The sequence below is a fragment of the Streptomyces sp. NPDC046859 genome, assembly GCF_040645135.1.
In the GTDB taxonomy this organism is placed as follows: Bacteria; Actinomycetota; Actinomycetes; order Streptomycetales; family Streptomycetaceae; genus Streptomyces.
In genome coordinates this window covers 208,240-220,365 of record NZ_JBEYXR010000012.1, presented here as the reverse complement: position 1 = coordinate 220,365, position 12,126 = coordinate 208,240, and the positions used below count along the sequence as shown (strand labels likewise).

Sequence of the window (12,126 nt, the reverse complement as noted above, 5' to 3'; positions counted from 1 at the left end):
ATCGACGAGGTCAAGGCGAAGCTGGCCGGCATGGGCCTGGCCCTCAAGGACAGCCCGCCCGGATTCGACCCGACCGCCGCCGCGGACGCCTTCGGTGCGGACGACGACGCGGACGCCGGGTTCGTCGAGACCGAGCAGTACTGACAGCTCGGACCCGACGGGTTCGATGTCGACTGCGGACCGGCCGTGGCCGGTCCGCAGTTCCCCGCGCTCCTCTGGGGCGCGGGGTCTCCGACGAGCAAACCCGCTCGCTCGGATACTGACCCCGGTACCTGATACGGCCGGGGCAGACACACAGGAGAAAGAACATGCCGAAGCCCACCAAGGGTGCCCGTCTGGGCGGCAGCGCCGCGCACGAGAAGCTCCTCCTCGCGAACCTGGCGAAGAGCCTCTTCGAGCACGGCCGGATCACCACCACCGAGGCGAAGGCCCGCCGTCTGAGGCCGTACGCCGAGCGTCTGATCACCAAGGCGAAGAAGGGCGACCTTCACAACCGCCGTCAGGTGCTCCAGGTCATCACGGACAAGGGCATCGTCCACACGCTCTTCACCGAGATCGGCCCGCGGTACGAGAACCGTCCGGGTGGCTACACCCGGATCACCAAGGTCGGTAACCGTCGTGGCGACAACGCGCCCATGGCTGTCATCGAGCTGGTCGAGGCGCTGACGGTCGCCCAGGAGGCCACCGGTGAGGCCGAGGCCGCCACCAAGCGTGCCGCCAAGGACTCCGAGGCCGCCGAGACCAAGGTCGACACGACCAAGGCCGACGAGGCTCCCGCCGAGGAGCCGAAGGACGCCTAGTCCGGGGCTGTTCGATCGCGGGTCCGTCCCTTCCGGGGGGCGGGCCCGCTTTCGTGTCGCTGAGAGGATCTACGGGTGAGTGACGAAGTGGGACCCGGATACGTACGGCTGCGCCTCGACCTGTCGTACGACGGCACCGAGTTCTCCGGGTGGGCCAAGCAGGCCGGCGGGCGACGGACCGTGCAGGGGGAGATCGAGGACGCGCTGCGGACCGTCACACGGTCCGGGGACACCACGTACGAGTTGACCGTCGCGGGGCGGACGGACGCCGGGGTGCACGCGCGCGGGCAGGTCGCGCACGTGGACCTGCCGCGCGCGGTGTGGGCCGAGCACAGCGAGAAGCTGCTCAAGCGGCTCGCCGGACGGCTGCCCAGGGATGTGCGGGTGTGGGCGCTGCGCGAGGCGCCCGCCGGATTCGACGCCCGGTTCTCCGCGGTGTGGCGGCGGTACGCCTACCGCGTGACCGACAACCCCGGGGGCGTCGATCCGCTGCTGCGCAACCACGTCCTGTGGCACGACTGGCCGCTCGACGTGGACGCCATGAACGAGGCGGCCCGGCGGCTCCTCGGGGAGCACGACTTCGCGGCCTACTGCAAGAAGCGGGAGGGCGCCACGACCATCCGCACCCTCCAGGACCTGAGCCTGGTGCGCGGGGACGACGGGATCGTCACGGCGACCGTGCGGGCGGACGCGTTCTGCCACAACATGGTGCGCTCGCTCATCGGGGCGCTGCTGTTCGTGGGGGACGGGCACCGGCCCCCCGACTGGCCCGGCAAGGTGCTCGCCGCCGGTGTCAGGGACTCCGCCGTGCACGTCGTACGGCCGCACGGGCTGACCCTCGAAGAGGTCGGCTACCCGGCGGACGAGCTGCTCGCCGCGCGGAACAAGGAGGCGCGCAACAAGCGGACGCTGCCCGGCGCCGGCTGCTGCTGAGCTCAGTCCCGGTCCCAGGTGGCCAGCGTGTCGACGAGGGCGTCGGCGGCGTCGTCGGCGTCGGGGCCGTCCCCGCGGGCGACGGGGGCGAGCTCCACGTGCAGGAACAGGGCGTGCCGGCGCTCGGCGGACCTGCCCTGCACGTTGGCGGTGCCCTCCAGCGGGCAGCGGGCCGACCAGCCGCGGCAGACCCGCAGGCCGTCGGCCTCCAGCCGGTCGGCCAGGGCCGTGGCCACGCCGGGCGCGCTGCCGGCCGCGCCGCCGGACACGATGGCCTCGTAGGGACGCTCGCGGTTCCGGGCGAATCCGTGCAGCTGGAGGCCGGGCACCCCGCGCTTCTGCAGTTCCTCGACGACCGTGTGGAAGGCGCTGTCCTCGCGGTGGGCCACGTCCGCGGCGCCGGAGCGGCCGGCCCTGCGGTGGGCGCCGGCCAGGACGAGCGCGCCGGACGGGGTGTCCTCCAGCAGCCGGACGCCCAGTTCCTCGGTGTCGCGGTCGGAGACCGGGTGGGGCACCTGGACGTTCCAGCGCAGGGTGGAGTCGGCGTTCAGATAGAGGCGTCCCCAGTGCGCGGCGTCGCCGTCCGGCCGGGTGGCGGCTATCTCGTCGTAGCGGCGGCCGGAGTCGGTGTCGGTGAGGCGGGCCACGGAGAGGCCGAGCGGGGCGAGCCGGCGCTCCGCCTCCGCGGCGTCCCCGTCGAGCAGGGCCCCCACGCCGTCCGCCAGCCGCTCGCGCTCGGCGTCGCCGGGCGGGGCGTAGTCGCCGTCGGGGGCGAAGTCCGCCGTGTACGTGAGGATGCGGCTGCGCAGATCGACGAGTTCGCGGGCCTGCGGAGCCGATTGTTCCGGGCGCTCGGCGGACGTTGAGTCGCAGGCGGCCAGTGCGAGCGTCAAAACCGCTGGAGCAAGAATGCGAGTGAAACGTGATGTTCTTGTGATGAACGAGAGCGATCGAGATGTGAGTGGCATGTGAGTATGTCGCGGTGACATTCCGTAAGTCTCTCCGTATAGGTCGCTCGGTGGCGGTTCTGGGGGCTTTGGCGGGCCTGGTGGCCGCCTGTACCTCCTCCGAGCCGTCCGGGGCCCAGGTGAAGCCGGGGGGCCGCTCGTTCACCGTCGCCGCCGCGGGTGATGTGCTCATCCACCCCGAGCTGATCGACCAGGCGGCCAGGGACGCCAAGAAGACCGGCAAGGGGCGGGCCGGGCTGGACTTCGGACCGCTGATGGCGGGTGTGAAGCCCATCATCAGCAAGGCCGACCTGGCCATCTGTCACATGGAGACGCCGGTCGGCACTCCCAGGGGACCCTTCGAGGGGTACCCCGAATTCCTGGTCCCGCCGCAGATCCTCACGACCCTCAAGGACGTGGGGTACGACACCTGCTCGACGGCCTCCAACCACACCTTCGACCACGGCCTCAAGGCCGTGAAGCGCACCCTGGACGCGATGGACAAGGTGGGTCTGGGACACACCGGGTCCGCGCGGACGCCCAAGGAAGCAGAACAGATCAACATCCGGGACGTCAACGGCGTCAAGGTCGCTCACCTGGCCTTTTCGTGGGAGTCGTTCCTGAACCCCACGCCCGAGAAGCAGAAGTGGGCGTTCAACCGGATCGGCATCGACGAGATCAAGAAGGCCGAGGCGCGGGCCCGCAAGAAGGGCGCCGAGGTCGTGATCCTCTCCGTGCACTGGGGTCTGGAGCACTACAACGAGCCCAGCGTGCCGCAGCTGAAGCTGGCCGAGCGGATCACCAAGGAGACCGGCGTCGACCTGGTGATCGGCCACCACGCCCACGTCGTGCAGCCCATCCAGAAGGTCAACGGCACCTGGGTCGCCTACAGCCTCGGCAACCAGGTGGCCCGCCACTCCTCGCCGACCGGCCTCACCGAGGAGGGCGCGATCGGCTGGTTCGAGTTCAAGGAGACGACGGACGGCTGGAAGGTCGACGCGCGCTACCGGACCACGCTGGTCGACATCCCGCCGGAGCTGGAGGCGGGGGAGAAGGCCCCCGAGGGCGCGGTCGTCGACCACCGGCTGGTGGACGTGCAGGACGCGCTCGACCATCCCCGAGGCCTGTCCGAGGACAGGATCGCCCGCTACCGGCTGGCCGCCGACCGGACGCGAGGCTTCCTCTACAACCGGGGCGCACCCGGCGGCGACGGTCTCGAGCCGCTGTCCCTCGGGAAGTGACGAGGGACACAACAAGCTCTTACGTGCCGGAGCCCAACCCCAGCGCGTGTCGGAAGTCTTTAAGAGGGACGGCGTCTCATGCCCGCGTCAGCGGTGGCTCCTGCGAGCGCCTGAGTAGTGAAGAGGCGAAGGAAACCACCGGTGACTCCAACCCAAGCATCCGCGCGTCCCGGACGCGGCGGTCGGCGGCGCATGCGCAGACGCGCTGACATGCCGCTGCTGGGCGGCGTTCGACCGCCGATCGCGCTGCTGTGCCTGCTGATCGTCGCCCTGGCCGGGCTGACCGCGAAGGTGCTGGGCCCGGGCGGCGACCCCGTCGTGCCGAAGGCGGTGCTGGGCTCCCAGCAGCACTTCGCGGAGGACGGCGCGATCGCCCTACGCGCGTCGATCGACGAGCGGGTCACCGACCTGGACCGCACCGCGGCCGTGCTGACCGCCGGCAGGTCCGCGGACCCGGAGCGGGTGCTGTCGGACCTGAGCAACACGTACCAGAAGTGGACCGGCACCACGGTGCTGGACCTGGAGAGCGGCAAGGTGCTCGCCGCCAGAGGGGAAACGATTCCTCTCGGCTGGCTCGACAAGGACGTGCTCCAGGGCGAGAACGCCCTCACCCCGCGCATGGTCCGGCTCAAGACCGGTGACGTCCGGCTGATGACCATGGCGCTCCTCGACTGGAAGGACCGCCCGCAGCAGCTCCTCATCGCCTCCAACAGCCTGTCCGTGCCCGCCATCAACCTGGGCCCCTTCCGCTCCATGGCGGTCGTGGCCCGGGGCGGCGAGGTCCTCGCCACGGCCGGTTTCGAGCAGGCCGAAGCGCTGAACTCCGACGCCGAGCGCGACGAACTGGTCTTCCTCCAGAAGCAGATGAGCCGCCTCTCCGAGGAGGCCGCCAAGGAGACCGAGCAGGACCCGGTCAGTGCCCGCGAGCCCGGCTCCCACGGCTACCCCGGCGTCAGCGGCACCCTGCTCGGCGACTCCTACAACGGCCGGATCGCCACCGCCGGCTACGCCTCCCTCGCCTCCGCCGACCCCGAGCAGCGCAAGAGCGTCGGCGCGGGCCTCGGCCTGACCGTCGTGGCCATGCTGCCCGTGGTGCAGGAGGAGGCCGCCGGTCAGGAGCGAGAGCTGTACGGGCTGATCACGGCGGGCGTGCTCGTCGTCGTCGGCCTGCTCGCGGCCGCCCTGCTCTGGAGAGCCGTGCAGCACCCCCTGCTCGCCCTCTTCCTGGAGTCCCGCCGGCTCGCCCGCGGCGATCTGACCCGGCCCGTCGCCGTGCCCCGCTGGGGCGAGGCCGCCCGGGTCGGCGCCGCCCTGGAGCGGCTGCGCGCGCAGCTCGCCGGCGGGGGCGTGGAGCCCTCGACGCAGCGCACCGGCCGCCGCGGCCGGTTCGGGCTGCGGGTGCCGCTCGCCCTGACGGCCGTCCTGCTCCTGCTGTGGTGCGTCCCGGTAGGCCTGCTGCTCAACCGCACGGACGCCTCGGTCAGCGTGCCCAGCACCATGGTCAACGACCAGCGCGACCGCACCGACCTCGTCGCAGACCGGGTCCGCCGGGCGCTGAACGAGGCCCAGGCCGACCTCGTGTCCATGACCCGGCTGATCGACCCGACCGACCCCCGCGCCGCCTCCGACGTGCTCTCCGGCGCCCTGCGCGAGCACACCCGCTACGGCTCCCTGTACGTCATCGACCGGGGCGGCGAGGTGATCGCGCGCGCCGGCGCCGATCCGCAGGCCGGCTGGGGCGGCGACGAGGAGACCGAGGGCCGGGACGCCCGGCTCATCCGTGTGACCGGCGAGGGCGGCAAGAAGCCGGTCATCCAGGCCGCGGCCGCCGTGCCGGACCAGAAGGGCATGACGCTCGTCGGCGAGATCCGCGTCGAGTTCCTGAACTCGCTGCTGGCCCGGCCGGGCCTCGGTGAGGTCCGCGTGGTCGACGCCCGGGCCAGGACCATCGCCGCGAGCGACGGCTTCCTCGCCTTCGAGGACCTGCCGCGCGACGCGCTCACCGACCTCGTGCGGGCCGGTGGCGTCAAGGTCGGCGCCGGACCCGTGGAGAACGGCCTGCTCATCCGCGAGGGCCGCTCCGTCACCGTCGCCGCGGCGGCGCCGTTCTCCGGCGGCGGTGTGGCCTCCGACGTCGGCTGGACCGTCGTGAGCTGGCAGAACGCCAAGCACTTCGAGATCGCCGCGTACGAGCGCGAGGACCGCAGCGTGCTCGCCGGGATGCTCGGGCTCGCCCTGATTGTGGTCTGCCTGGGCTGGATCCACCTGGTCGTGGTCCGGCCGCTGCGCGCCCTCGCGAGCAGCGCCGAGAAGCTGGCCGAGGGCGACCTCAAGACCGTGCTGTACCCCCGCTACCACGACGAGGTGGGGGCCGTCGTCCGCAGCCTCGAACTGGTCCGCCAGCAGTTGCAGGCCCGCAGGCAGAACCAGGCGCGCCGGAGTGCCGAGCCCCGGCTCGGCGCCGGAGGAAGGTGACCGGACGTGCTCTATCTCTACGTCGTGCTGCTGATCGGCGGGGTGTCCCTGCTGGTGGCCGGCATCATCGAGCAGCGCAGGCACTACGCCGCACTGCACACCATCCCCTCGCGGGTGCTGGTCAACGGCATCCGCGGCAAGTCCTCCATCACCCGGCTGTGCGCGGGCGCCCTGCGCGGCGGTGACCTGGTGACCGTGGCCAAGACGACGGGCACCGCGGCCCGCTTCATCCACCCGGACGCCACGGAGGAGCCGGTCTACCGCAAGTTCGGCATCGCCAACGTCGTCGAGCAGATCGGCATCGTCCGCCGGGCCGCCACCTACCGCCCCGACGCCCTCGTCATCGAGTGCATGGCGGTCATGCCGGCGCTCCAGGAGGTCAACCAGAGCAAGCTGATCCGCTCGACGATCGGCGTGCTGTGCAACGTCCGCGAGGACCACCTCGCCGAGATGGGCCCGACCCTGGACGACGTGGCGCGCTCGCTGTGCCGCTCCATGCCGGAGGACGGCATCTGCGTCACCGCGGAGAAGGAGCGCTTCCACATCCTCCAGGAGGAGGCGGACGCCCGGAACTGCAAGCTGATCTACGCGGACCCGGAGACCGTCAGCGACGAGGAGCTGCGCGGCTTCAGCTGGTTCACCTTCAAGGAGAACGTGGCGATCGCCCTGGTCGTCGCGGAACTGCTGGGCGTCGAGCGCGAGGTCGCGCTGCAGGGCATGTACGACGCCCCGCCGGACCCGGGTGTGCTCTCCGTGGAGCGCTATGTCGCCCCCGACGGCAAGCGGCTCGCCTTCGCCAACGTGTTCGCGGCCAACGACCCCGAGTCGACGCTGATGAACATCAACCAGCTGCTCGACCTCGGCGCGATCCGCCGCCCGCTGAACGTCGTGATCAACTGCCGCCCGGACCGGGTGGAGCGCAACGGGCAGATGGGCGAGATCATCCCGGACCTGCAGCCGGACAACGTCTTCGTCATCGGCCACCCGTCCAGGAGCGCCATCGACGCCATCCCCGCCGACTGGCGCGACCGCGCGGTCGACCTCGGCGGCGAGCGCCGCCCGGCGGACGAGTTCATGCCGGCCCTGCTGGACCGGATGGCCGACGGCTCCTCCCTGGTGGCCATCGGCAACATCCACGGACAGGGCGAGGAACTGCTGGAGTACCTGGCCGAGCTCCCCGCCGACGAGAGCGCGGTGGAGGAGGTCCCCGAGGCGGTGGCCAGCGCACCGCAGCAGGCCCAGCGCCTCGACCCGTACGCCTCCTACCCCACGGCCTACGAGGAGCGGTACCAGGCCTCGCAGACCCAGGAGATCCCGGTGGTCCGCATCCCGCAGCAGCCGGCCGCGCCGTACGGCGACACCGCGGCGGCCCACGCCGGCGCGCCCGGTCGGCAGCGGGCCGACGGCCGGCACGCGCGCGACGGGGCGCAGGGCGGACACGGCCCGGCGGCGCCGTACGGACAGCAGCCGGTCCAGCGGCAGCCGGGCCCCGGCGCGGAGCCCGTGCCCGGGCAGGCCGGCTGGTTCCAGTCCCCGCCGGTGCGCCGGCCGGGCGCGCCCCAGCAGCCCGCGCGTCCGCAGCTGCCGCAGGGCACCGGCCCGGACGGGCACCCCGGGCAGCCCTACGGCACGGGCCGGGCACCGCGGCAGCCGCACCCCGACGAGCACCAGGGCCGGCCACCGCGCCCGCCGGCCGGCGACGGCGGACACCACCCGCGCGCCTGATCCCGCGGGGCGGCCGCCCCGCAGGCCGCCCGCCCCGCCCACGAACCCGCACCCCTCTGTCCGGAGACCCCGTTGACCACCGCCGCCCTGACCCCCGAGATGGCCGCCCTGGGCATCGCCATCGGCCTGTTCTTCTCGCTGCTGTGCTATCTCACGACCAATCTGTCGCCCGGCGGAATGATCACCCCCGGCTGGATCGCGCTCACCCTCATCGAGGACCTCCAGCGCGCGGCCATGGTGGTCGGCGTCACCGCCCTCACCTACGGCGGCACCAAGATCATGCAGCGACTGGTGATCCTCTACGGCAAGCGGCTGTTCGCCGCGGTGGTGCTGCTCGGCGTACTCCTGCAGGCCACGGTGATGATCGTGCTCTCACTGGAGTTCCCGCTGCTCTACGGCAACCAGACGCTCGGCTTCATCGTGCCGGGCCTGGTCGCCTACCAGATGGTGCGCCAGCCCAAGGGGGCCACGCTGCTGGCCACCGGAACGGTGTCCCTGATGGCCTACATCGTCGTCGCCGCCGGCCTGCTGCTCGGCGTCATGCCGACCGTCTGAGATCCGAGGAGCAATCGATGGCAGGGAAGAAGAAGTCGAGGCCCGTCGTCACCGGCCTGGTGCTGCTGGCGCTGGTCGGCACCTCCGGCTACCTCACGGTGGAGCTGCGCAAGCAGGAGGACCCGGGCATCACCGAGGTGCGCAACGTCGGCGTCCTGGAGGGAGGCCGCAGCACGGGGGACAGTGAGGGCAGGACGACCTGGTCGCGGCTGGAGAACCCGGCGCGCTCGGTGCTGCGCGGAGCCGACGGCCAGATCAAGGCCGTCTTCACGGACGGCGCGCGCATGGCGACGCTGACCGGCCCGGCCCGCACCTTCCAGGAGCCCGCGTCGACCGCGTCCAAGGTCAGCACCACGGACTGGGTGCGGCTGATGCCGGAGCCGTGGACCAAGGGCGCGGAGAAGAAGAAGTGGTTCAAGGACTGGTACGCCGAGTACCAGGACAGCAAGGAGGACGACATCTTCGCGTTCGCCTTCCAGTACGTGGCGGGCGCCCCGGAGAAGAAGGACGAGCAGGGCGTCGTCTACGCCGGTGACGCCAACTTCGGGCCGCTGAACACCACCGGCGCCGAGGGCGGCGACCTGCGTCTGGAGCAGTCCGACTTCTACGACTACCTCCAGGTGCCCTACCCCTTCCGGGACGGCACCGTCGGGCAGCCGGAGGCGATGCGCACCAAGTCCATCGACTGCTCGGGCTTCATCCGCATGGTGCTCGGCTACCGGGCCCGCTTCCCGCTGATGTCCACCGACACCTCCGGCGACGGCCTGCCCCGCACCGCCAACGGCATGGCACGCTCCAAGGTGGGTGTCGACATCCTGCCGCTCACCGGAATCTCCGCGAAGGACCGGCCCTCCGCGATCGACCAGCTCCAGCCGGGCGACCTCGTCTTCTTCAAGCTGGACACCCGCACCGGCGAGCGTCTGGACCACGTCGGCATGGTCCTCGGTCACGACACCGAGGGGCACCTGATCTTCGTGTCCAGCCGCGAGGAGGTCAACGGACCCACCATCGGCGACGTCGGCGGTGTCTCCCGGCTCGACGGCAACGGCTACTACGCCAAGACGCTGCGCAGCGCCAAGCGGCTCTGAGCCGGGCCGGGGTCCCCGGCCCGGTGGAGCCCGCCGGTGCGGCGGCCGGTCACTCGCCGGCCGCCGCCGACGCCTGCGCCTCGCCGCGCCGGCGGATCTGACGGAAGGTGAACTCCGCGAGGTCGTCACCGGCCTTGAAGGCGGCGGTGTCCTTGTCCGTCATGTTCCGGCCGTTGGTGAACCCGGTGATGGTGAAGTAGGCGTACCGGCCGTAGGAGTTGGACGTCGAGCGGCAGACCGCCGCGGTGCAGAAGTCCTTGACGCCCTTGCCGGACAGCGACCGGACGATGTCCTTCTTCGTGTCGACCTTGCCCTTGACCTTCTGGGCCTTCGCCTCGGTGTCGAAGACGGCCACGCCGACGGTCACCGCGATGCCGTCCTTGACGTAGGAGACCCGCATGAAGCGGGTGCAGCCGCCCTCGGCGAGGAGCTTCGGCAGCCCGCCCTTGGTGGCGGCGGAACAGTTCTTCGTGTCGTCCGTCGCACCCTTCTTGTAGACCGTCTCCCCCATGGTCAGCTGGGTGCCGGGGAAGAGGATCTGGGCGCCGAGCGGGGCCGTGTCCTTGTTCTTGCTGGCGATGAAGTCCTTCGGGTCCAGCGGCGGCGGGGCGCTGGTCGGCGCGAACGACGGGACGGCCGCCGACTCACCCGGCAGGTCGGCCGTCGAGGGCACGCCGGAGGCCGGCTTGCCGGACGCCGAGTCGTCCCCGTTCGCCGACACCACCGCCACGGCGACGGCCGCGCCGATGGCGACGGTGGCCAGTGCGCCACCGCCGATGAACAGCAGCCGGCGCCGCTTGTTGCGGGTCTCCGACGCCTCGGCGAGCGCCGCCCAGTCCGGGGTCTGGTCGGTGCCGCCGTCCCACGGCTGCTGGGAATGCGGTTTCCAGGGATCCCACTGGGACGGGGGTCCCCCCTGCTGCCCGTAGCTCATGGGGCGCATCTTAGACGGACCTCGGGTGTGCCGGTCCGCCCCAAAGGGCCCTTCGGCACCTAGCGTTCAGGGCGTGAGCGAGCGCAAAAGCGACATCTCCGGGTGGTTGGTGCGACGGGCGTCCTGGCCGCTGTGGGTCGCACTGGCCGCCGTGCTGGGAGCCCTCGTGACGCGCACGGCCCGGCTGACCTCGCGCGGAGGGATGGACAACGCCATCGTCGTGCGGGCGGCGAAGGCGTGGCTGGACGGCGGCTCGCCGTATGACGACCCCCACTTCCTCTATCTGCCCAGCGCGGTGCTGGCCGCGGCCCCGCAGGTGCTGGTGCCGCGGGCCGTGCTGTGCGTGCTGGCGCCCCTCGTGGTGACCGGGTGCCTGGTGGGCGGGTGGATCTGCGCGCTGCGGCTGCACGGCGTCCCCCTGCGCAGCCGTTTCGCGGCCCTCGGCCTGCTCGCCCTCGCGGCGGGCTTCGCCCCCTTCGCCCACCTCGTCTGGCTGGGCAACTGGACGGCGACCGCGGCCCTGGCCCTGCCCCTGGCGCTGCTGCTCGCGGGGCGCGGGCGATGGGTGGCCGCGGCGGCGGTGCTCGGGGCGGCGGTGGCGCTGAAGCCGCTGCTCGCGCCGATGGGCCTGCTGTTCGTGTTCGCCCGGCGGTGGCGGGCCCTGGGCGTGCTGGTCGCGGTGCCGGTGGCGGCCTCGGCCGGCGCGGCCCTGACGTTGCCGGACCCCGCCGGGTTCTTCACCCGGACCGTGCCGTTCCTGCTCAGCGGCGACGACCGGTTCGTCCGGCTCTACGAGGCGTCCCCGGCGGCCGTGCTGCCCCGGCTGGGGGTGCCCGCGGCGCCGGCCGGCGCGCTGGCCCTCGCACTGGCCGCGGCGGGCCTGGTGTGCGCCCACCGGCGCTGGCGCGGCGGCGGGGGACCGCTGCGGTACGCGGAGACCGGGGCGCTGCTGATGCTCTCGGCGTTCCTGGTCTCCAGGCCGTCGTACGACCACTATCTGCTGGTCCCGGTGCCGCTGCTGCTGGCGGGGCTGCCCCACGCGGCGTCGGTGACCCGCACGGTCTGGTTCTGGATGGCCCTGGTGCCGCAGCTGCCCGGGGTGACCTGGCCCTATCTGGAGGCGGGGGAGCGGCGGGCCTTCCGGGACGCCGTGACGCTGTGCGCCCTGGCGGTGACGCTGGGCCTGCACTCCTGGCGCCGGGCCGGCCGGGAGGCGGCGCCGGCCGTGCCCGTCCCGTCCTCGCGGACGGCGGCGGCGCCGAGCGGCGCGTCCGGCGTGTGACCGGGCGGGCCCCGGGTCGTCTACTCTGGACCCGGAACAGTGGCGCCGGCCGCGGGCAACCCGTTTTGACCCGGCTGGGGCGCCGCAGGTATCCTGCATGTTCGTTGTGTATTGGCTTGCTCATTCTCACGGGACGGGCCCTTACA

10 protein-coding genes and 1 pseudogene are annotated in these 12,126 nt (G+C 72.3%); 9 read left to right on the top strand and 2 right to left on the bottom strand.

Translation table 11 applies throughout. The features are described from left to right. The 3 genes and pseudogenes from ABZ899_RS20095 to truA form a co-directional block, all read left to right on the top strand. Nucleotides 1-144 (top strand): annotated as a pseudogene (locus ABZ899_RS20095) (DNA-directed RNA polymerase subunit alpha); the annotation flags it as partial. A 164-nt stretch (nucleotides 145-308) separates the two neighbouring features. Continuing rightward, nucleotides 309-800, top strand: coding sequence for a 50S ribosomal protein L17 (gene rplQ / locus ABZ899_RS20090; RefSeq protein WP_361347729.1), 492 nt, complete (start codon nucleotides 309-311; stop codon nucleotides 798-800). Nucleotides 801-875: 75 nt separating this feature from the next. Further along, nucleotides 876-1,733, top strand: coding sequence for a tRNA pseudouridine(38-40) synthase TruA (gene truA, locus ABZ899_RS20085; RefSeq protein WP_361347726.1), 858 nt, complete (start codon nucleotides 876-878; stop codon nucleotides 1,731-1,733). Between the two features lie 2 nt (nucleotides 1,734-1,735). On the opposite strand, the gene ABZ899_RS20080 is transcribed toward truA, so the two are convergent. After that, nucleotides 1,736-2,626, bottom strand: coding sequence for a hypothetical protein (locus ABZ899_RS20080; protein ID WP_361347723.1), 891 nt, complete (start codon nucleotides 2,624-2,626; stop codon nucleotides 1,736-1,738). Between the two features lie 125 nt (nucleotides 2,627-2,751). On the opposite strand from ABZ899_RS20080, the gene ABZ899_RS20075 reads away from it, so the two are divergent. The 5 genes from ABZ899_RS20075 (at nucleotide 2,752) to ABZ899_RS20055 (ending at nucleotide 9,764) form a co-directional block, all read left to right on the top strand. After that, entirely contained in the window at nucleotides 2,752-3,921 is a 1,170-nt protein-coding gene (locus ABZ899_RS20075; RefSeq protein WP_361347720.1) for a CapA family protein, read from the top strand. A 210-nt stretch (nucleotides 3,922-4,131) separates the two neighbouring features. Then, on the top strand, nucleotides 4,132-6,396 hold the full coding sequence (locus tag ABZ899_RS20070) for a HAMP domain-containing protein (RefSeq protein ID WP_361347763.1): 2,265 nt from the start codon (nucleotides 4,132-4,134) through the stop codon (nucleotides 6,394-6,396). Between the two features lie 6 nt (nucleotides 6,397-6,402). Further along, on the top strand, nucleotides 6,403-8,121 hold the full coding sequence (gene pgsB, locus ABZ899_RS20065; RefSeq protein ID WP_361347717.1) for a poly-gamma-glutamate synthase PgsB: 1,719 nt from the start codon (nucleotides 6,403-6,405) through the stop codon (nucleotides 8,119-8,121). A 72-nt stretch (nucleotides 8,122-8,193) separates the two neighbouring features. Beyond that, nucleotides 8,194-8,676 (top strand): poly-gamma-glutamate biosynthesis protein PgsC/CapC, encoded by a 483-nt coding sequence (locus ABZ899_RS20060; protein ID WP_062664017.1) that lies wholly within the window; start codon nucleotides 8,194-8,196, stop codon nucleotides 8,674-8,676. Nucleotides 8,677-8,693: 17 nt separating this feature from the next. After that, complete coding sequence (locus tag ABZ899_RS20055) at nucleotides 8,694-9,764, top strand: NlpC/P60 family protein (RefSeq protein WP_361347714.1); 1,071 nt, start codon at nucleotides 8,694-8,696, stop codon at nucleotides 9,762-9,764. 49 nt (nucleotides 9,765-9,813) lie between these two features. On the opposite strand, the gene ABZ899_RS20050 is transcribed toward ABZ899_RS20055, so the two are convergent. Next, nucleotides 9,814-10,698: a hypothetical protein gene (locus tag ABZ899_RS20050; RefSeq protein ID WP_361347711.1), complete on the bottom strand. Its 885-nt coding sequence runs from the start codon at nucleotides 10,696-10,698 to the stop codon at nucleotides 9,814-9,816. A gap of 73 nt (nucleotides 10,699-10,771) precedes the next feature. Here ABZ899_RS20050 and ABZ899_RS20045 point away from each other — a divergent pair, with 73 nt between their 5' ends. Continuing rightward, nucleotides 10,772-11,980 carry a glycosyltransferase 87 family protein gene (locus ABZ899_RS20045; protein ID WP_361347708.1) on the top strand — a complete coding sequence of 403 codons (1,209 nt, stop codon included), beginning with the start codon at nucleotides 10,772-10,774 and terminating at the stop codon, nucleotides 11,978-11,980. Nucleotides 11,981-12,126 lie beyond the last annotated feature (146 nt).

What these genes read in the sequence shown, in the direction of transcription:
- rplQ (WP_361347729.1), top strand. Translation starts at nt 309, where the DNA reads ATGCCGAAGCCCACCAAGGGTGCCCGTCTGGGCGGCAGCGCCGCGCAC.
- ABZ899_RS20070 (WP_361347763.1), top strand. Translation starts at nt 4,132, where the DNA reads ATGCCGCTGCTGGGCGGCGTTCGACCGCCGATCGCGCTGCTGTGCCTG.
- ABZ899_RS20055 (WP_361347714.1), top strand. Translation starts at nt 8,694, where the DNA reads ATGGCAGGGAAGAAGAAGTCGAGGCCCGTCGTCACCGGCCTGGTGCTG.
- ABZ899_RS20050 (WP_361347711.1), bottom strand. Translation starts at nt 10,698, where the DNA reads ATGAGCTACGGGCAGCAGGGGGGACCCCCGTCCCAGTGGGATCCCTGG.